The organism is Pedobacter glucosidilyticus DSM 23534 (assembly GCF_000425145.1).
Lineage (GTDB): Bacteria > Bacteroidota > Bacteroidia > Sphingobacteriales > Sphingobacteriaceae > Pseudopedobacter > Pseudopedobacter glucosidilyticus.
On the sequence record NZ_KE384317.1, the window covers coordinates 27,706 to 46,039 of the forward strand.

Sequence of the window (18,334 nt, forward strand, 5' to 3'; positions counted from 1 at the left end):
AAACATTGTTTAAAGCAGAAAGAACAGCAGTTAAAAGATGTAAACTTAGACTGGTATAGCAACGAAAGTAGTTTCTGAAGGTGTACACAAAACTGCATTCGCTATAGATCTGGCCATAAACATATTGTCCAAATACCAAGGATTTAGTATTGATTTAAAGCCCCATAAGAGCTTTTATAAGCTACTTGGACACCCTTGACCAACTTATTGTCCCAGTATGGCTTATTTTATGGTTAAGTTTAAAGAACAACTTAATTTTTATATCCTAGATGATATGCACCAAGCCCCACCCCACCTAAACCGGGGCGGCAGCGATACCCCACAGGACATTTGGAGCTTTTGCGGAAAATGGACGAGGAGTAAAGCAGAGCACCGGACTGGCGGATGATAGTAGTATAAGCTGTGCTTTTCTGGTTAAAAATTAAAAAGGAAAAATTAAAAAGTAAAAAACCGGGAATTGATTTAAAAATTCAAAAGGAAAAATTAAAAATTCAAAAGGGAAAAGGAGAAAAGAAAAAAGAGGAAGGAGAAAAGAGGATTGCTTCTTGATTATCCTGTAGCTAAGCCTGCCATAAACAACAAAAAAGAGAGTATGCATAACCCGACACCTATCTCCCACAACTTATATATTTTTTTGCTCCCTGTCATCAGGTTAAATTGATAAAAATGGTAATATTAAAATAGACACCTGTTTTACGTATTCTTTAGTAACATGGGTTCAGAAAAATCCGCATTTTTGTTGGAACATAATGCAATTATTTGAAGCTAATACTTTTAGTCTTTAAGGTTTAGTTGCATTTGTTATAAATTCCCTATTATAAAAGTTATTTTTTCTAATTTGAAAATTATATAGTTTAGATGATCATGTCTGAAACAAATCGTATAGAGTATAAGCAAGAACTTTCTAAAGAGATAGATATTGAAAAAGAGGTTGTTGCATTCCTGAATTATAAAGAAGGAGGAATTATATATATTGGTATTGATAAATTTGGTGTGAGCATTGGGGTTGCTGATACAGATGGTGATATGCTAAAAATAAAAGATCGCTTGAAAAATAATATCCTTCCCTCATGCCTGGGATTATTTGATGTGAGTAGCGAAAAAAGGGATGCTAAAGATATTATCAAAATAGTGGTAGCAAGTGGGGTAGAAAAACCTTACTACCTTAAAAAATATGGCATGTCTGAAAAAGGATGTTTCATTAGAACAGGTACTGCGGCAGAGCCAATGCCGCAGCGTATGATAGACGATTTATTTTCTAAACGCACCCGTAATTCTATAGGCAAAATAAGATCTAATCGCCAAGACTTAACATTTGAACAATTAAAGATTTATTATAACGGAAAAGGGAAAACGCTTAATCAACATTTTGCAAGTAATTTGGAAATGCTTACTCCGGACGAAACTTATAATTACGTAGCTTATTTGATGGCAGATGAAAACGGAAACTCTATAAAGTTTGCAAAATATAGCGGAACAACAAGAGTAGACTTGACAGAAAATAAGGAGTTTGGTTATTGTTCGCTGATAAAGGCCACAATCAATATTTTAGATAAACTGGAAGTAGAAAATGTTATTCACACTACGATAACTTCTAAGGAACGGATTAATAAACAGACATGGGATGCTACTGCTTTGCGTGAAGCTGTTTTAAACGCATTTGTACATAATGATTATACTACAGAAATACCTCCAAAATTCGAAGTTTTTGATGATAGGATAGAAATAACCTCTTCCGGGTCTTTACCTGCAGGATTTAGTGAAGAAGAATTTTTTGAAGGGATATCAGCCCCGCGTAACAAAGAACTCATGAGAATCTACCGCGATTTGGAATTAGTAGAGCAATTAGGTTCTGGCATACCGCGTATTTTAAAAACGTACAACAGAAGCTGTTTTAAGTTCTTCCCCAACTTTATCCGTATGACATTCCCAAAATTAGCAGGTGGTCAAGTTGGTGGTCAAGCAGGTGGTCAAGTTGGTGGTCAAGTTGGTGGTCAAGCTCATAAAATAATGCTTACAGAGAGACAGAAAGAAGTATTTGAATTAATCAAAAACAGTCCTGATATATCCAGAAGCCAACTAGCAATTAAACTCGGCATCAATGAATCTGCTATACAGAAACATATTGATGCCCTTAAACAAAAAGGAGTCATTGAAAGAGAAGGAGAAACTACAGGTTTCTGGAAAATATTAAAGATTAATAGCTTAAGCTAAATGCTAGATTTACCTGTGCCAATATACTTAAAGATAACAAAGTTTTAATTGCTCGACGCAGTATTTCAATGAAACTACCACTAAAATGGGAAGAATATTTATTGTCTTCCTATAGCCACGGGTTTGAACCTGTGGCTATGATAATGACCGATACAATCGTGAAGCTATTTAAGCTCCCGTTACAAACGGGCGCAAGGAAAGCATGGTATCACAAATTGTGATATCAAACAAAAAATTCTATGAGCTGTATTAACATTTGTATGTAGCTTTTGTATTACCATTACAGAAATAGTAGTACTATCATTTTAATAGTATCATCAATAGCCTAAAACCTTAGCTACTTGCATATATCAAACATTTAGTATAAATTAGTGTTTAATTAAGTATTAATCTGACAAACATCTTTTTTAAGATGAATGTTATGCTTAATTGATTTATAAAAAAATCTACCTTTACTGAATTATATTGAAATAGTATGAGCAAAGACAATATTATAAATAACTTATTTAGGGTTGCTTCTAATATGTTCACTCAATTTAATACTGAAGAACCTTTAGTTAGTGATGAAACTAAAGAAATCTTAAATAACGAAAAAGCAAAACACGAACTTTACAAAAAAATTATAGACAACCCTAAGTCTGGTGAAGTTACCGTGAATGTAGAAGGTAAGGAAGTAAAATTCTTGGTTGAGGCATAAATAGATGGACCAAATCGCTCTTAACACGGTCATTGCTGTTATGATGGCGATATTTCCAGGTTTTATTTTTCGTAAATGCTATTATACGGGCGAATTTACAAAGCAATTTAATCAGTCGACTGAGTTTGATAAATTACTATGGAATGTATTCTTTAGTAGTATAAGTATTGGTCTCACCTTTTTACTTATATACTTATTTAGGGGTATTACTGGTTTAAAAGTTCTTGATTCATTGAGTTACGAAACCATCCATCAGCTATCAGGACCAATTGCAAATAATCAAATACCACAAAAGGACATTATATCTAAGACTTATAAAGATTTATTAGTTATTGTTGGTTTAATCTATTTTTTTTCTTGCTTCTTTGGTTTAACGCTTCATTGGCTAGTTAAAACTTTAAGATTAGATATCTGGTCTCCGTTGTTTAGATTTAAGAATTATTGGTATTACTATATTCATGGGGGGAAGATTTTATATAATAATCCAGAAAATAAAAAACTAGCTTTTACTAAAGCTGATGTTTTATGTGAAATTGGTGGTGAAACAAAATTATACTCTGGAATTTTATCTCAGTACACTGTCAACAAAGAAGATAACAATCTAGAAAATATATTCTTAACAAATGCTCAAGCTTTAAAACAAATAAAAGATGCTGATGGCAATACTACGGCAGTTAAAGCGAGAAATATTCCGGGAGCTGTTTTTTGTATACCATACCACACCGTTCTAAACATGAACCTTGTATATGTGTATAGGAATACGGAAAGTAAAAATTTTCAAAAATTCTTTACCGTGGTTTTTAATATTTTGTTTTTTTTATGCTTAACCTTTATAGTTGTCTCCTTATGGTTTGACCTTAGTAAATATGGGATTGTGGGTGTATGGAAAAAAGCAGGTTTTGCTTGGTGGTCTTATTTCGCTTTAATAAACCTAAGATTATTAATCTTCCCAAAAAACAAGTTTAAATTTAGTTGGACCATAGAGCTATCTTTTATAATTACAGCATTGTTATGGATATTGCATTACCCAACACTTGTTCCATTTTGGAGTGTGATTGTATCATTGAGTATCTCAATCGCCCTTGCAGTATTTCTTCAACCTAAAAAACACCACAATCATACTTCAACTTCATAAAAAGTTAGCTAAGTAATTCTATATCTACGCTTAAGTAAAATACTATTGGCACAAGAGGAAATAATATAAACAATGTTATAGAAAGTAACCTCTACGTTGAACGCTTCAAAAGAACTCATCAAACCTTTAATGCATTTTCCCTATGCCATTTTAAATTTTCTTGTGCAGGATAATACCTTTGATGTAATTGCTCATGTGCTTCGGTTTAGGCTATGGGGGTTGAATAGATGTTCCTTTCGGGAAGTAGAAAAGATATTCTAATCATTATTCCAAAATGGAAAATCAAGTTGGGAAAGAGGCTTTGCTTTCGTAACAGAATAATTAATTAAAGGATGTTTATTATCTTCTATAGCCACGGGTTTGAACCTGTGGCTATGATGATGACCGATACAATCGTGAAGCCATTTAAGCACCCGTTACAAACGGGCGCAAGGAGGTTTCCTAAGATTTTATGTTTGCATTAACACAGCTTGTGCATGAATCTTTGAGGTCACAAATTGTGACCTTAAAAGACGGCGGTGATAGGTATTGCTGCTATGGTGTAAAAACAATAAAAGAAATAGCGCTATCTTTGTTGTACCTGTTGAAAGAGAAAAAGAACATATCAAAATTGTAAGGAGCTATGAAAAGATTTTCGCAGAAACCAACTGATTGTATGTCTACTGGGGCTGTTACCCAGAGCAATCAGGCTGTTAGTTCAAAAAATTCTTCTTGGGTAAAAAAAGAAGCCTATTCTGGTAGGTTTACTGGTATGTCTAAAGATTTGGAAAGCGTACCGCCTTTGTACATCCCGGGTTACAAGTCGAGAGGTTAACCACAAAGTTTCTCGTTTTCATGATTTGCCTTTAAATATATTCTCCCTATGCCATTTTAAATTATCCTGTGCAGGATAATACCTTTCGCCGGAAGGCAGGTGTATTTGTTTACCTTCTAGTTTGGTGATACTGTAAACATGTTCTGCATCTTCGATAATAGCAGGAGAAACGAGTATTTTGTAGTTTTCATCAACGCTTAACAGCCCACGATCGAAAGCCCTGTGCATATTGGGGCATAGTGCAATGCCGTTACTAATTTGATCGTTGTGTGTGAGGCTAAAGGGTATGATATGGCAGGCATCTATAAAATGATGTCCGTATATGGAAGTTAGCTTCATACCTGTAAAACTACAGGTTGAGTTATAGGCCTTTGGTATGAGCTTTTTAAATAGTCCGTTGCGTACAAAAACGTCTTCTTCTGTTTCTATCTTGATGGTTTTATAACGAGCCTGTGGTTCGTTTAAAACATAATCTTCTAATTGATGTAGATAACCTGCTTCTTTTGCCTGGCTTTGTAGTTTTTGTTGGGTTAACGGAAAATAAGTTGTTAATAGCTTTTCTTTGATAAGTTGGCGTGAGAAAGGATTGCTCAGTAATAGATATAGTTCTTCGTTGAAAAAACCATAGGCTACGGTTGCGGCCAGTGTATTTACACTTTTGATATGGGCGTTGATTTGGCAACCCGGCTGTGGCAATAAGAACCAAAAAGGCTTCCCTGCTGCTTTATCACTCTGGAGGTAGTAGAAGGGCTGGGTAAAATCAGCTTGGTTAAGGGTATTTACTAATAATTGCCAGTTTTCTTTGAAAGTACCTACGAGGTCTGCATTGATATATACCTTATTCTCGGTGAGTATCCCTTTATCTATCAACTCTATGATACTGATGAGTAAAATAGGTTTATGTGGTGCTAAACCATAGGGTGTAGAACCTCGCTTGAGCTTACTAAGTGCATAAAGGTATTTGTTTAGTGTCTCCTGCATAAGGGTATCATACAATATTGCAGAATTTGAGGGAATAATGCAAGGATAGGAAAAGTTAGAAGGGAAAAGGAGAAAGGAGGAAGGAGAAAGGATGAAGGAAAAAGGAGGAAGGAGAAAGGAGAAAGGAGAAAAGGAGAAAAGGAAAAAACAGGGAACTGGTTAAAAATTCAAAAGGGAAAATTAAAAATTAAAAAGGGAAAACTGAAAACTCATCATTACGTGTAGTTATTGAATTGAGGTAATAAATGAGGAATGGGGATTTTTGACATCACAAATTGTGATATCAAAGTATCCAACACATAGGGCTTAGGGCTGTAAAACCTTGCGCTATTTTAGGAGGATTAATGTGTAGCCCTTAATGAAGGATTCCATTATAAAATAGAATTTTGTATCTTAATCTCGCTAAATAAAAATCTCTAATATGGAAAAGTTGCAATTAAAATTGACCAGCCCCTGCACCCAACAATGGAGTGACATAGAGAGAGCAGATGGGGTACATTATTGCGACGTTTGCCAAAAGAATATTTTAGACCTAACAACAAGTACTGATGCTGAGCTCCTCCAATTCTTCAAAAATAAAAGGGAGAACGTATGTGGGCGGGTATCAGCAAGTCAGTTAAACCGTGAGCTGCTTATACCTTCTTCAAAAATAAAATGGAGGCTTCTACTGCCCCTGACTTTGAGCGCACTTGTTGTAAGTCCGGTTTATGCAGCTCACCCGGAGTATGTAGCAACACCTAATGATTCATGCGCTGATTCGACGTTGGTATTGAGCGCTGTGTCTCGAAAAGCAACTTTTTCAGAGGCGGCTATAACAGGGAGAGCAGTTGACAGTTTAAGCGGGAATCCATTATCTGGTGTAAAGATTAGAAAAAGTGGCTATGAAAATGTGCTGGCCATAACTGATACTGAGGGTAATTTTAAACTGAGCATAGCTGATGAAGATAAAGCCACCATATTTATCTTTGATTTGATAGGTTATGAAAAGGTGGAGACCATGATTACCAATAAGATGGTAGTGATGATGAATGCTGAACGAAGAATTATGTTAGGAGGGATAACTACTATAAGCAAGAGCCAGGAGCCGTTATACATTATCTATGCTGACAAAAAAAGTTGTACCATTAGTGCTTCCAAGTTAAGTGAACTATCCCCAAACTGGATAAATAAAATAGACGTTTTAAAAGATGCAAAAGCAACTGCCATATACGGGATTAAGGGCGCAAACGGCGTGGTCTTGATTGAAATTAAGAAGGCTTATGTTAGCAAAGTAGACTTTTCTAAATAGGCTATTTCTGGAGTGAAAGCGTTTAAGAGATTTATCTGCTTAAGTGACCTCTTGTATAACGATTGCCATCTTATTGAGGCTTTGTTTTTCTGGTTAAAAAGGAGAAAGGAGGAAAGAAAAAACTGGGAATATTTACATGAAGAAATCGCTTCACTACGTTCGCGATGACCTTTAAAATTAAAAAAGTAAAATTAAAAATTCAAAAACAGGGAGCTCTACACCCAGAACGTTCGTTATGTTTTAACCACGGAGGGCGCAGAGAGCACTGAGCTGGGTGGCTACTTGTAAGTTGTAGACTTTTTTTGTTTAAACGCTTTAGTTTGTCATGCGAAGTATGAAGCTTCTCTTGTAGTATGTAAAAAGCCTTGTATGAGAGATCGCTTCACTACGTTTGCGATGACAAAAAAATCTGTTCGCGATGACAAAAAATGTGTTTGCGATGAACAAAGCAATCGGGATAGCTTCGCTGTGTTCGTCCAGTTTGTCACTGCGAAGTACGTGGCTTCTCTGTTATGATTTGCATAGAGGGAGGATAGCCTTGTATGATGAGATCGCTTCACTACGTTCGCGATGACAAAAAAATGTTTGCGATGAACAAAGCAATCGGGATAGCTTCGCTGTGTTCGTCCAGTTTGTCACTGCGAGGAACGTGGCAGTCTCTTTATAGCCTGCATGAGGGGATAGCCTTGCGTGAGAGATCGCTTCACTACGTTCGCGATGACCTTGAAAATTCAAAAGGGAAAAGGAGAAAAGAAAAAGGAGGAAGGAGAAAGGAGGAAGGAGGAAAGATGAAGGAGGTAGGTAAAAACTGGGGACTCTACACACAGAACGTTTGCTATAACAAATAATAAAATATGGTTACTCCTGATTTAAGTGATTTTATTTTATGGAGCTTTAAGAGCGTACTATCTTTGATATCATCAAAAAGTTTTAAGCCTTTGCCTTCAATAATGGGATGAATACAAATTTGAAATTCGTCTATCAGTTTAGCGTTTAAGAGTTGGATGATTAAGCTACGGCTTCCTATAAGGATATCTTTTGTAGCTTGTTGTTTAAGTTCTATTACGGTTTCTACAAGAGGCTTCTGAGCAATTTTTGCACTCTCCCAGCCTGTATCTGTTAAGGTATTGGAAAAAACAAGCTTAGGAATTTTAGCTATGCTAGCGGCAAAGGTATCCATTGCTTTTTCTCCCGAGGGCTTTTTTAAGAGTTCTTGCCAAAACTGCATCAGCTGGTAAGTTGTTCGTCCGTACAAGATCATACCTGCATGCGCTATCAGTTCTGCATAATGCTGGTGTAGCTCTTCATCTGCAATCCCTGTGGTGTGGTCGCAGGTACCATCAAGCGTCATATTGAATGCTGCAATTACCTTCTTCATATTAGATATCTTTTTAGATACTAGGTAAAAATGGTTTGCCTTTACCTGTGTTTACAAAAGCGGTTAAACTGTCTGTAAAATTATGCCAGCCATTTGCGCAAACATCATAACAAGCTACCTGATGGTTTAGGCCAATATGGGTAAGTTGGATTTCTGTTTCTTTAGCTTTAGCAGCGATATCCCAAATAATTTTAGTGTTTATCCATTCTGTTTTATTTTCTAATTCGGGAATATCAAGAAGAGCGTTTGTTACCAACCAAACCACTTTTTGCTGAGAGATTAACTCTTGAACCAAAAGCGTTTTAAAAATAGTATCTCTAAAGCGTATGGTAAAAGTATCTCCTTGCTGGTTTGCACTCCCTTCGAACATGCTTGTCCACCATTGGGTAATTTCTTGGGTTAAGGCATAATAAACGGCTGCTGCTGTTGCCTGTACAGTTATGGTTTTCTTAAAGTTTTCCATATCATGTTTTCTGATAAATGTTAAAATAAATTTATAGGCTTACACTAAGCCTTCATATTTAAGAGGACATCTTCTAGCTTATCAAAGTTTTCCTCGTTCTTATCCACCACAAAAGGTTTTAATTTTTCGCATTCCTCGGCTGTATCAAAAACCATTTTAAATACCAGTTTAGTTTGCTTATGGCTTATTTCTTCAAAGCTAGCTACTACCTGAAAGAGCGGTTTAGAATGTCTTTTCCATGCGATTAAAGAGGGTTCTATAATTTTGATAAACTCACACTCGTTGGCATAATTTCCCTTATCCGGACCATGCATGATAAAACTCCATTTACCTCCAACACGGAAATCAAACTCATTAAAAGTATTGGTAAAACCTTTGGGGCCCCACCACTTTTTAAGATACTGAGGATTGGCCCAGGCTTGAAAAAGGTTTTGTTGTGTAGTGTTGAATATCCTGGTGCTTACAATCTCTCGGTCTGGTGTGGTATGGAAAATTTCTACTGCCATTTATTATTCTTTTAGGTTTAATTCCAAATCTCGTTCATTTCTGTAAGTATGATAGGCTTTCCATTGGTTACAACGATGGTATGCTCATGCTGAGCCATAAAACCTCCTTTATTACCCACCATGGTCCAACCGTCTGAAAGCGTTTCGGCATAGGTTGATTTTGTAGCAATAAAAGTCTCAATAGCTACAACAGTATTTTTTCTAAATCTTGTGAGGTTGAAACGGTCTTTGTAATTGGCTATTTCGCTTGGTTCTTCGTGAAGGCTTCGTCCTACACCATGGCCTGTAAGATTTTTAATGACTTGGTAACCGCGTTTTTTGGCTTCTGTTTCTATCAGATGTCCGATATCTGAAATACGGACGCCCCCTTTGATGTTATGGATTGCTTTATGTAATATTTGTTTAGAGGCATTGACCAATGTTTGATGCTGATGAATATCTTCTCCTAAAACAAAAGAGTTTCCATTATCAGACCAAAAGCCATTGAGCTCTGCCGAAACATCAATATTGATTAAATCACCTTCTTTTAATTTTCTTTGTTCTGAAGGGATACCATGGCAAAATTCCTGATTAACACTGATACAGGTATGCCCTGGGAACTGATAGGTTTTAAAAGGTGCAGAAAAGGCTCCAAAGTTGGCCAATATTTTCCCTCCAAAGTCGTCTAATTCTTTGGTTGTCATGCCGGGTTGCGCATATTTACACATTTCTTTTAAAGTAAAGGCAACGGCTTCACTTACTTTTTTCATGCCTAAGAGCTCTGTTTCGTTGGTGATTGACATTTATTTTTGCGTTATTAGTGTGGTATATCTTCTGTTAAGATTTCATTTCCTGCTTGATCATAATAAGTACAGGTCATGTTAGCTAAACAAACTTCCCATTTTTGGATGCCGGTATCGGCACAGCTACGTATAAAGGTAAGATAATTTGTTTTACCTTGCTGATGTGTCAATAATTCTGCTTTAAATTCTTCGGGGCTTGGCCTAGCAGCAATAGCTATAGTTTCATACTTTGCTGGTATGGTAATGCTATGGTGCTTTCCTGCATGGTAGTCAATATGTCCATCTGCCACATAAGCTTCATAATGTGTAACGCCTAATGCCTTAATGGCTTTGATGTAAGCAGGAAAATCTGCACCCGATTTTACCTTGCTATGAGCTGTTTGAATTTGTTCTGCTGTAAACATGTCTTTAATTTTACGATTTTAATGAATGATACGCAACTATCACGTTTAAATTTGATGGTATGATGAGCTTTAGCTTCCTTAATCATCTTCCTTTTAAACTTATCATTACAGCACAAAGATGTGATAGAGAAAAGCGCTGTCATTGTAAAAAATCGTTTTTCTTAATAAAGCGGCCAGAAAAGTTGATGAAATTTTTTTAAATATTGAAATGTTATCGTTGATGCTGTGGCTATTTATGGTACTGTTATAAAGAAGAGCAGAAGTTATCTTGTAATTTAACTGGGTAAAGCAAGCTATAAAAACTGCTTAAAATTTTCTGGGGTATCGCCCGTAAATTGTTTGAAATTTTTGATGAAATGCGCTTGGTCGAAGAAATTGTTTTCATAGCAAATTTCTGTTAAGGTTTTGGCTTGGTTAAGATGATCAAGTACTGCATTGAAACGAACAATAGAGGCAAACTTTTTAGCTGAAGTTCCAACCACTTTTCTAAACCGTTTTTCAAATGGGCTCTGGCTGATCAATAACTTTTTGTTCAACTCATTTATACGGATGGTTCCATTACTTTGGTAAATGAGCTTAACTGCCTCAACAATTAATTTATCGGTTTCTGTGTTTTTAAGTTGCGATAGTAAAAATTGCTCAACCACTTTAATCCGATTTTTATCTGAAGTAGCTAGGGCTAATTGTTCTTCAACCTCTGCGATATGAGCTTTATAGAAAATTTCATCTAAGGAGAGGCTTAAATTAAAGAATTCGTTTGCAGGATGTGAAGCAAAATGAGTGAAACCAATTTCAGTAAAATAAACCAAGATAGTACCAATATTTGCTGAGTTTTTGAAAATCTTGTAGGTATCCGTAACACCTGTGATACCAGCCGAGCTAAGTTTACTTTCTGTATGGTTTGTTACGGTTAAAAGCTGTCCTTGATATTGAAAACCAATTACTAATCCCGAAGAGGGAAAAACTTTGTATTGATTTTCCGACTCTTGTTCTGCTACTATAAAATATTTGATATAAGGTTGTAGTCTTTCTGTAGGACGATATTTATCAAACTTCATGAGCAATTAGCGCTTAGCTTTAATCATCAAACAATATCGGTAATTTTAAAATGATTTTGCAAGTACTATGTTAGCACAAAAATATCAATGTCCAACATGTAGGTTAATGTTGGATGATGCTACTTAAAATTTTAATTTTCAGTCTCTGACATCAGGTTTTTGAAATGCCAAATGTTAGGATTAAGTTTCTTGAGCTACTTTAATACTTCCCTAGAAATTACTACTTTTTGTATTTCTGAAGTTCCTTCATAAATCTGGGTTATTTTGGCATCACGCATTAAACGTTCTACATGGTACTCTTTAACAAAACCATAACCACCATGTATTTGTACGGCTTCTACCGTGGTGTGCATGGCTACTTCAGAAGCATATAATTTGGCCATGGCACTAGCTTGTGCGTAGGGTTGTCCACTATCTTTTAACCAAGCAGCTTTTAAAACCAGCAATCGGGCGGCTTCAATTTGGGTAGCCATATCGGCCAATTTAAAGGCTATAGCCTGATGATTGGCAATGGGTTTACCAAAAGTTTTACGTTCTTTAGCGTATTGGGTAGCCAGTTCAAATGCACCGGCGGCAATACCCAAAGCTTGTGCTGCTATGCCTATTCTGCCACCATCTAGGGTTTGCATAGCAAATCTAAAACCAAAACCATCCTCGCCAATGCGGTTGGCTTTAGGTACTTTAGCATCGCTAAACATTAAAGAGTGTGTGTCTGAACCTCTGATACCTAATTTATTTTCTTTAGGCCCAATGGTGAAGCCCTCCATCCCTCTTTCAATAATTAAAGCATTGATACCATGACTGCCTTTACTGGTATCGGTTTGTGCCATTACCAAATATGTTGAGGCCGAACTACCATTGGTAATCCAGTTTTTGGTTCCGTTTAACAAATAATAATCGCCCATATCTATGGCAGTTGTATGTTGCGAGGTGGCATCAGAACCTGCCTCTGGCTCAGATAAACAAAAAGCGCCTATCACTTCGCCTCTGGCTAAGGGCTTCAGGTATTTTTCTTTTTGTTCTGGAGTACCAAACTTTTCTAAGCCATAGCAAACCAAAGAATTGTTTACAGACATGATAACGGAGGCGGAGGCATCTACTTTAGATAGTTCTTCCATTACTAATACATAAGAAATGGTATCCATACCGGCTCCGTCGTAATCAGGGCTAACCATCATACCCATAAAACCAAGCTCGGCCATTTTCTTAATTTGCTCTGCCGGGAATTTTTGATGTTCGTCTCGTTCTATTACACCAGGTTTTAATTCATTTTGTGCAAAATCTCTTGCCGCCTGCTGAATCATGATATGTTCTTCTGATAATTGAAAGTTCATCATAAAGCATTTATTTTTTGATAATGAATAACTAAGGCCTCATGCCATAGGTTAACCCTTACAAGATAATAATTATTATGCAAGCATAGTAAAAATAAATAAAAAATTTACGATTTTGTTGGAGTAGGAGTAATGGGATGAAATGCTGAATCTGGAAATTACCATCACAACACATAAGCCTGCTAACAAAGGCTTATGATGTTTTGAAGCTTGGGCGTTTAAGCCTTAATATTTTTTATACAAGTTGAATAAAATACATCTATCCCAGGTGGAGAGTATAGGGAAGAGGTCTGTTTTAGTAAAATGTCTTTTAAAGGCTATAATAGCAGCCGCCATATCTGTGGTATCATATCCGATTCTTTTTAAGGCTGCTTCTTCATCAAAATTTGCAGGTGGTGGTAAATCTGGTAAGTCGTACCATAAGCCAAAGCCATTTTTTGCTAATGTTTCCCAAGGGAAAAATATACTTGGATCTGCTTTTCTTTTGGGTGCTATATCACCATGACCTATGAAATTTGCTGTTGGTATATTATAGTCTTTTTTGAGTTTGGCTAATAATAACAATAGGGTATTGATTTGTGCATCACTAAAAGGTTCGTTGCCATTATTGTCTAACTCTATTCCTATAGAACATGAATTCATATCGGTTATATTACCCCATTTACCTGCGCCAGCATGCCAAGCCCTAAGCTCATCATTTAACATCTGGACTAAAAAGCCGTCTCTGCCAATAACATAGTGGGCACTTACCTGGGTAACCTCTAGAGTAAAAGTTTTAATGGTTTGCGCTAAAGAATCTTGTGCGGTATGATGTATAACTACGTAAAAGGGCTTACGAGCTCCGAAGTTTACTGTAGGGATATAGGAAGATGGTATTGGATTGCCTTGGGTATCTAACAAAAGCGGAGCAGGGTTAACTACAATACTTGAGGTAACCTCTTCCATTTTTGCGTTTTGTATTTTTTCTGCTTGTTTGTATGGTTTAGGAGAACAAGAGATAAATACTAATAAAAATAAAATTGCGAAATACTTCATACCCATAAATGGTGCAAATATATCATTTAACCCTTGATGTTGGTGTTAAAATAATTGGTTTTGGCAAGGTATTGGCTTATACTACTTTAAGAAACAAAATCTTAAGAAAAATGGAAAACAAATCGAAAATTGCAGCAATAGTAGTAGCTGGTATTGCTGCTGGAGCAGCAGCATGGTATTTTACACGATCTGAAAGTGGTAAACAAAACTGGTCTGCTTTGGTGGATGGCGTTAAAGACTTTACAGATCATTTAAAGCATGTTGCTTCTAAACAAGCCGATAAGGTAAATGATTTATCTAAAGAAACTTCTGACTATTTGGTAGCTAAAGCCCATGAAGCTTCTAACTTTTCTGACGATACATTAAGTAATATTTCTGCGAAAGTAGCTATGGAAGCTAAAACTTTATCTTCGTAGTTGTTGGAGAGAAACCTTAAAAGTGATATTTATTCCATTGAGCGGGGTCGACATCTTGGTTGATTTCATCAGCTAAAGTCTCGACTCGCTCCATGATAAAAGATTGAGGCTAAACATTAGCTTGTTAAAACTTAATCAAGATTTTGCCTATATGTGTGCTGCTTTCCATAAGTTGGTGTGCCTGTACAACATCACGATAATCAAAAACCTTAAAAATAACGGGCTTTATTTTCTTATCCTGAAAAAGAGGCCAAACATATTTTTGAATTTCACGAGCTAGAAAGGCTTTAAATGTGGTTTCTCTTGCTCTTAGGGTGCTCCCTGTAATGGTTAAACGCTTTTGCATTACTTTAAGAATATCCAATTCTGCTTGCCTACCTTGCATAGCATTGATATAAACTAAGCGCCCATCAGGAGCTAAGATATTGATGTTTTTTGGTAAGTAGCTACCCCCAACCATGTCTAAAATAACATTGACACCTGTTTCTTTTAGCAAAAATTCAAAATCTTGTTCTTTATAATTGATAGCCATGTGGGCTCCTAAAGCTATACAGGCTTGGCATTTTTGTAAGGAGCCTGCAGTAACGATTACCTGACAGCCAAATGCTTTAGCAAGCTGTATAGCCATTACGCCAATACCGCTAGAGCCGCCATGTATCAAGACTTTGTCTCTGGCTTTTAATTGCCCTAGTATAAAAAGATTGTACCATACGGTAAAAACAGTTTCTGGCAGTGATGCCGCCTCTTCTAATGTTAAGCCTTGCGGAATGGTTAAACAACAGTCTTCTTTAGCAAGGGCATACGCTGCATAAGCACCCCCAGTTACTAAAGCACAAACGTGTTGGCCTATCTTATATTTTTTAACTGCAGCACCACAAGCTATAATTTCGCCTGCTAGTTCTAAACCTAGGATATCAGCTATAGCACCGTTAGGGGCTGGATATTTACCCTGACGTTGCATGATGTCTGGACGGTTAATACCGGCAGCAGCAACTTTTATCAATACTTCATCATCTGCACAGGTGGGGATAGGTCTTTCTTCTATTTTTAGAACCTCCGGACCACCATGTTCTGTAATAACAACAGCCTTCATATTTGGTTATAATAAAGGGTTACTTGCTATAAGTTTTATCAATCTAAATGGTGTTGCATTTGTAAGGTACTCTTTAACGCCTTTATGCTCGCATTGTTCGAGCTGATTGATATCTGCTAAGGATATTTTCTCATAAGCCATAGACCAATCTGGAAAATGCCTAGCCATAGCCGGCCCTTGTGCTACCACTTTTAAGGCGATAATTCTTTTATCTCTTTCTATAGCGCTAAAAATACTTTTTACGGCTTGTTCATTACCTTCTAGCAATTGTATAAAAGTACCTTCTACATATAAAAGTTTACCTGTAACCTGATGATTTGCATTTTTCTCTCTTGTTTGTTTAAGGAGATCTTCTAAATCTTCCTTTTTAAAAGGAAAAGATTCGTAAGCAAAATATATTAAATAGTACATAAGTTTCAAAAAATCTTTAAAGGTAAAATTCTTAGAGGTGTGTTTATAGGCTAAATGATTTATAAAATAGCTTTATTGCCCTTAAAAATTTTCTTTATGAATGTAAAGGCAAAAAAAACTAAAAAAAATGAAACGCAGTGTAACAGATTAATGATTGATGCCGTTATGTCTAAACAAATCTATCTGAAACTAAAAAATATAATTATGTATAACATTAAAAAAATTACCCCTGCTAACCGTTTATCTTTCATGAAAACCATGATGATAGCTGGTTCATTATTAACGCTGACATCATGTTTAAAAAATGATGATGATTTTACTCCGCAGCAAGTAGCCGCTGTTAGTATTTTTCATGCATCGCCAGGTACACCGGCTTTTAACTTTATAACCGACCGTGGTACCGGAAACGGTCCTTTTGCTTTTGGCCAAAGAACTTTATATAGTTTATTTAGTGCTGGACAACGTAAAGTTAGTATACGTAAAGTTGGAGGAACGCAGGATACTTTAAGAACAGGAACTTTAAATTTAGAAGCTGATAAATATTACTCTGTCTATGTTGTAGATGCTGCACCTAATCCAAATTTCTTGGTGATTAAAGATTCTTTATCGAGTCCGGCTGCGGGTAAAGCAAAAATCAGGTTTATTAATTTAAGTCCGGATGCTGGAAATTTAAGTTTAACAACTGGTACAGATAGTGTCTTATTTAACGCTACGGCGTATAAAACACATACCCTATTTAATGAAATACCGGGCAATAAAAATTATGCTTTTAAAATTAAGCTTAATGATACCCAAAAAGCTATCAAAGAAAATATTGAAATTAAATCTGGTAGAATATATACCATTTGGGCCAGAGGGCTGGATAATACCACCAATGATACGCTAAAAACTTCTGTACAAGTGAGCGAACACTTGAGTGATTTTTAAATTGTTATAGGAAGAGCTTGCTACAGCTATTTTATTTCGTTGGGCTGAATACTTGTTACATAAGCAAGTGTTTAGACCCGACAAAGAAATGGTGGTTTTTGAGGCAAGCTCTTTTATTTTTTATTTAAAAATCGAATAAATCTCCTAGGAAAGAGTCTTTCTTTTTCTTTCTATAATCATGATGTTTATAGTCATGATGTTGAGTTCTATGATGATCGTTTTGTTGAGGCGGACGCTCAAAAGCTACCGAACGTTCAATAATTTTATCTAATTCGCCACGGTCTAGCCATACGCCACGGCACTCCGGACAATAATCTATCTCTACACCGCTTCTATCGGTAATTAAAAGGTTAACATTACAATTAGGACATTTCATGGGTTCAATAGCTTGGTTAAACAAAACTATTAAACGCTTGCTTAGGCTATTTGTTTCTTTTCTATGGCACTTTTTAATAGCATTACGTGTTACATAGCTCTGTATTTAGCCTTTAACCGGATGGACAATACCCTATTTAAAAGTGTAGCAGCTTGGCTTATGACTTAAATATATTTTGAAAATATAAAACCTCAGGCATGTTATTTCACTGATTTATATTACTTTAGTAATGGCTTGATCTATAGCTGCAACTGACCATTTTAACCTGTTATCACCATGAACCTGAAAAAATTATTAGTCCTTTTAGTTTTTTGTTATGCAAGTACTTCTGTTTTAGCACAACCCATATCGCAAGATGAAAAAATGAAATGGTGGCGTGAGGCTCGTTTCGGTATGTTCATCCACTTTGGGGTTTATGCGCAAATGGCCGGAGAGTATAAAGGGCATCAACAGGCTAGAGGTGGGGCCGAGTGGATTATGAATAGAATGAAAGTACCGGTTTCAGAATATAAAGAAGTTGCCAAACAATTTAATCCGGTAAAATTTAATGCTGATGAATGGGTAAAAATGGCCAGAGATGCCGGGATGAAATATCTAATCATTACAGCTAAACACCATGATGGCTTTGCTTTATTTGACTCAAAAGCTAGTGATTGGGATATTATAGATGCAACACCCTACAAAAAAGACCTGTTAAAACCTTTGGCAGAGGCCTGTAAAAAATATAATGTAAAATTAGGCTTTTACTATTCCCAAGCCCAAGATTGGGTAAACCCAGGAGGTTCTGCAGCCAGGAAATTAATGGCAGAAGGTTGGCCTAATCCTGATAGTACAAAGATTGATGATTATACGAAGGAACATAAAGGGCATTGGGACCCGGCTCAAGAAACCAGAACATTTGCACAATATATTGATGAAGTTGCAGTTCCACAGGTAAAAGAATTGATGACGAATTATGGCGATATAGCCGTTTTATGGTGGGATACGCCAACAAATATGACTGATGAAGCTGCTCTAAAATT

General features: G+C 36.2%; 21 protein-coding genes. 9 read left to right on the forward strand and 12 right to left on the reverse strand.

The window, feature by feature from the left end:
• Positions 1 to 402 precede the first annotated feature (402 nt).
• The 5 genes from H510_RS20205 to H510_RS20210 all read left to right on the forward strand — a co-directional run bounded on the left by H510_RS20205 (position 403) and on the right by H510_RS20210 (position 4,860).
• Positions 403 to 549 carry a hypothetical protein gene (locus H510_RS20205; protein ID WP_155978044.1) on the forward strand — a complete coding sequence of 49 codons (147 nt, stop codon included), beginning with the start codon at positions 403 to 405 and terminating at the stop codon, positions 547 to 549.
• A gap of 315 nt (positions 550 to 864) precedes the next feature.
• The gene (locus tag H510_RS0117810) at positions 865 to 2,214 is read left to right on the forward strand and encodes an RNA-binding domain-containing protein (protein ID WP_026905549.1); all 1,350 of its coding nucleotides are present in this window, start codon (positions 865 to 867) and stop codon (positions 2,212 to 2,214) included.
• A gap of 475 nt (positions 2,215 to 2,689) precedes the next feature.
• The gene (locus H510_RS0117820; protein WP_026905550.1) at positions 2,690 to 2,911 is read left to right on the forward strand and encodes a hypothetical protein; all 222 of its coding nucleotides are present in this window, start codon (positions 2,690 to 2,692) and stop codon (positions 2,909 to 2,911) included.
• A 4-nt stretch (positions 2,912 to 2,915) separates the two neighbouring features.
• Positions 2,916 to 4,046 carry a hypothetical protein gene (locus H510_RS0117825; RefSeq protein WP_026905551.1) on the forward strand — a complete coding sequence of 377 codons (1,131 nt, stop codon included), beginning with the start codon at positions 2,916 to 2,918 and terminating at the stop codon, positions 4,044 to 4,046.
• Positions 4,047 to 4,668: 622 nt separating this feature from the next.
• Positions 4,669 to 4,860 (forward strand): hypothetical protein, encoded by a 192-nt coding sequence (locus H510_RS20210; protein WP_155978046.1) that lies wholly within the window; start codon positions 4,669 to 4,671, stop codon positions 4,858 to 4,860.
• An 18-nt stretch (positions 4,861 to 4,878) separates the two neighbouring features.
• On the opposite strand, the gene H510_RS0117835 is transcribed toward H510_RS20210, so the two are convergent.
• On the reverse strand, positions 4,879 to 5,841 hold the full coding sequence (locus H510_RS0117835) for an HNH endonuclease (RefSeq protein WP_026905552.1): 963 nt from the start codon (positions 5,839 to 5,841) through the stop codon (positions 4,879 to 4,881).
• A gap of 421 nt (positions 5,842 to 6,262) precedes the next feature.
• Here H510_RS0117835 and H510_RS0117840 point away from each other — a divergent pair, with 421 nt between their 5' ends.
• Positions 6,263 to 7,129: a hypothetical protein gene (locus tag H510_RS0117840; RefSeq protein WP_026905553.1), complete on the forward strand. Its 867-nt coding sequence runs from the start codon at positions 6,263 to 6,265 to the stop codon at positions 7,127 to 7,129.
• 835 nt (positions 7,130 to 7,964) lie between these two features.
• Here the strand turns inward: H510_RS0117840 and H510_RS0117850 are convergent.
• From H510_RS0117850 to H510_RS0117885, 8 genes are all read right to left on the reverse strand, one after another.
• A complete protein-coding gene (locus H510_RS0117850) occupies positions 7,965 to 8,507 on the reverse strand; it encodes a dihydrofolate reductase family protein (RefSeq protein ID WP_026905555.1) in 543 nt (180 codons plus the stop codon).
• Positions 8,508 to 8,520: 13 nt separating this feature from the next.
• Positions 8,521 to 8,970: an SRPBCC family protein gene (locus tag H510_RS0117855; RefSeq protein WP_026905556.1), complete on the reverse strand. Its 450-nt coding sequence runs from the start codon at positions 8,968 to 8,970 to the stop codon at positions 8,521 to 8,523.
• Positions 8,971 to 9,014: 44 nt separating this feature from the next.
• The gene (locus H510_RS0117860; RefSeq protein ID WP_026905557.1) at positions 9,015 to 9,476 is read right to left on the reverse strand and encodes an SRPBCC family protein; all 462 of its coding nucleotides are present in this window, start codon (positions 9,474 to 9,476) and stop codon (positions 9,015 to 9,017) included.
• 17 nt (positions 9,477 to 9,493) lie between these two features.
• Positions 9,494 to 10,258, reverse strand: a complete 765-nt coding sequence (gene map, locus H510_RS0117865) for a type I methionyl aminopeptidase (RefSeq protein WP_026905558.1) — start codon at positions 10,256 to 10,258, stop codon at positions 9,494 to 9,496.
• A 14-nt stretch (positions 10,259 to 10,272) separates the two neighbouring features.
• Positions 10,273 to 10,662, reverse strand: a complete 390-nt coding sequence (locus H510_RS0117870) for a DUF1398 domain-containing protein (RefSeq protein WP_026905559.1) — start codon at positions 10,660 to 10,662, stop codon at positions 10,273 to 10,275.
• A 293-nt stretch (positions 10,663 to 10,955) separates the two neighbouring features.
• A complete protein-coding gene (locus H510_RS0117875; protein ID WP_026905560.1) occupies positions 10,956 to 11,720 on the reverse strand; it encodes a helix-turn-helix domain-containing protein in 765 nt (254 codons plus the stop codon).
• A 194-nt stretch (positions 11,721 to 11,914) separates the two neighbouring features.
• Positions 11,915 to 13,054: an acyl-CoA dehydrogenase gene (locus H510_RS0117880; protein ID WP_026905561.1), complete on the reverse strand. Its 1,140-nt coding sequence runs from the start codon at positions 13,052 to 13,054 to the stop codon at positions 11,915 to 11,917.
• A gap of 225 nt (positions 13,055 to 13,279) precedes the next feature.
• Positions 13,280 to 14,089 carry an N-acetylmuramoyl-L-alanine amidase gene (locus H510_RS0117885; RefSeq protein WP_425413811.1) on the reverse strand — a complete coding sequence of 270 codons (810 nt, stop codon included), beginning with the start codon at positions 14,087 to 14,089 and terminating at the stop codon, positions 13,280 to 13,282.
• Positions 14,090 to 14,097: 8 nt separating this feature from the next.
• On the opposite strand from H510_RS0117885, the gene H510_RS0117890 reads away from it, so the two are divergent.
• On the forward strand, positions 14,098 to 14,505 hold the full coding sequence (locus H510_RS0117890) for a YtxH domain-containing protein (RefSeq protein ID WP_026905563.1): 408 nt from the start codon (positions 14,098 to 14,100) through the stop codon (positions 14,503 to 14,505).
• A 124-nt stretch (positions 14,506 to 14,629) separates the two neighbouring features.
• Here H510_RS0117890 and H510_RS0117895 read toward each other — a convergent pair whose 3' ends face one another.
• Both H510_RS0117895 and H510_RS19380 read right to left on the reverse strand, forming a co-directional pair.
• Positions 14,630 to 15,598 (reverse strand): NAD(P)H-quinone oxidoreductase, encoded by a 969-nt coding sequence (locus H510_RS0117895; RefSeq protein WP_026905564.1) that lies wholly within the window; start codon positions 15,596 to 15,598, stop codon positions 14,630 to 14,632.
• A 6-nt stretch (positions 15,599 to 15,604) separates the two neighbouring features.
• Complete coding sequence (locus H510_RS19380; protein ID WP_051291390.1) at positions 15,605 to 16,009, reverse strand: BLUF domain-containing protein; 405 nt, start codon at positions 16,007 to 16,009, stop codon at positions 15,605 to 15,607.
• A 204-nt stretch (positions 16,010 to 16,213) separates the two neighbouring features.
• On the opposite strand from H510_RS19380, the gene H510_RS0117905 reads away from it, so the two are divergent.
• Positions 16,214 to 16,936 carry a DUF4397 domain-containing protein gene (locus H510_RS0117905; protein WP_162143095.1) on the forward strand — a complete coding sequence of 241 codons (723 nt, stop codon included), beginning with the start codon at positions 16,214 to 16,216 and terminating at the stop codon, positions 16,934 to 16,936.
• A gap of 124 nt (positions 16,937 to 17,060) precedes the next feature.
• On the opposite strand, the gene H510_RS0117910 is transcribed toward H510_RS0117905, so the two are convergent.
• Entirely contained in the window at positions 17,061 to 17,312 is a 252-nt protein-coding gene (locus H510_RS0117910; RefSeq protein ID WP_026905566.1) for a TFIIB-type zinc ribbon-containing protein, read from the reverse strand.
• Positions 17,313 to 17,588: 276 nt separating this feature from the next.
• On the opposite strand from H510_RS0117910, the gene H510_RS0117915 reads away from it, so the two are divergent.
• The coding region (locus tag H510_RS0117915; protein ID WP_036693438.1) for an alpha-L-fucosidase at positions 17,589 to 18,334 on the forward strand (746 nt) is incomplete at its 3' end.

What these genes read in the sequence shown, in the direction of transcription:
- H510_RS0117835 (WP_026905552.1), bottom strand. Translation starts at nt 5,841, where the DNA reads ATGCAGGAGACACTAAACAAATACCTTTATGCACTTAGTAAGCTCAAG.
- H510_RS0117910 (WP_026905566.1), bottom strand. Translation starts at nt 17,312, where the DNA reads ATGAAATGTCCTAATTGTAATGTTAACCTTTTAATTACCGATAGAAGC.
- H510_RS0117810 (WP_026905549.1), top strand. Translation starts at nt 865, where the DNA reads ATGTCTGAAACAAATCGTATAGAGTATAAGCAAGAACTTTCTAAAGAG.
- H510_RS0117895 (WP_026905564.1), bottom strand. Translation starts at nt 15,598, where the DNA reads ATGAAGGCTGTTGTTATTACAGAACATGGTGGTCCGGAGGTTCTAAAA.
- H510_RS19380 (WP_051291390.1), bottom strand. Translation starts at nt 16,009, where the DNA reads ATGTACTATTTAATATATTTTGCTTACGAATCTTTTCCTTTTAAAAAG.
- H510_RS0117905 (WP_162143095.1), top strand. Translation starts at nt 16,214, where the DNA reads ATGTATAACATTAAAAAAATTACCCCTGCTAACCGTTTATCTTTCATG.
- H510_RS0117875 (WP_026905560.1), bottom strand. Translation starts at nt 11,720, where the DNA reads ATGAAGTTTGATAAATATCGTCCTACAGAAAGACTACAACCTTATATC.
- map (WP_026905558.1), bottom strand. Translation starts at nt 10,258, where the DNA reads ATGTCAATCACCAACGAAACAGAGCTCTTAGGCATGAAAAAAGTAAGT.
- H510_RS0117885 (WP_425413811.1), bottom strand. Translation starts at nt 14,089, where the DNA reads ATGAAGTATTTCGCAATTTTATTTTTATTAGTATTTATCTCTTGTTCT.
- H510_RS0117855 (WP_026905556.1), bottom strand. Translation starts at nt 8,970, where the DNA reads ATGGAAAACTTTAAGAAAACCATAACTGTACAGGCAACAGCAGCAGCC.
- H510_RS0117890 (WP_026905563.1), top strand. Translation starts at nt 14,098, where the DNA reads ATGGTGCAAATATATCATTTAACCCTTGATGTTGGTGTTAAAATAATT.
- H510_RS0117880 (WP_026905561.1), bottom strand. Translation starts at nt 13,054, where the DNA reads ATGAACTTTCAATTATCAGAAGAACATATCATGATTCAGCAGGCGGCA.
- H510_RS0117820 (WP_026905550.1), top strand. Translation starts at nt 2,690, where the DNA reads ATGAGCAAAGACAATATTATAAATAACTTATTTAGGGTTGCTTCTAAT.
- H510_RS0117825 (WP_026905551.1), top strand. Translation starts at nt 2,916, where the DNA reads ATGGACCAAATCGCTCTTAACACGGTCATTGCTGTTATGATGGCGATA.
- H510_RS20210 (WP_155978046.1), top strand. Translation starts at nt 4,669, where the DNA reads ATGAAAAGATTTTCGCAGAAACCAACTGATTGTATGTCTACTGGGGCT.
- H510_RS0117850 (WP_026905555.1), bottom strand. Translation starts at nt 8,507, where the DNA reads ATGAAGAAGGTAATTGCAGCATTCAATATGACGCTTGATGGTACCTGC.
- H510_RS0117860 (WP_026905557.1), bottom strand. Translation starts at nt 9,476, where the DNA reads ATGGCAGTAGAAATTTTCCATACCACACCAGACCGAGAGATTGTAAGC.
- H510_RS0117840 (WP_026905553.1), top strand. Translation starts at nt 6,263, where the DNA reads ATGGAAAAGTTGCAATTAAAATTGACCAGCCCCTGCACCCAACAATGG.
- H510_RS0117870 (WP_026905559.1), bottom strand. Translation starts at nt 10,662, where the DNA reads ATGTTTACAGCAGAACAAATTCAAACAGCTCATAGCAAGGTAAAATCG.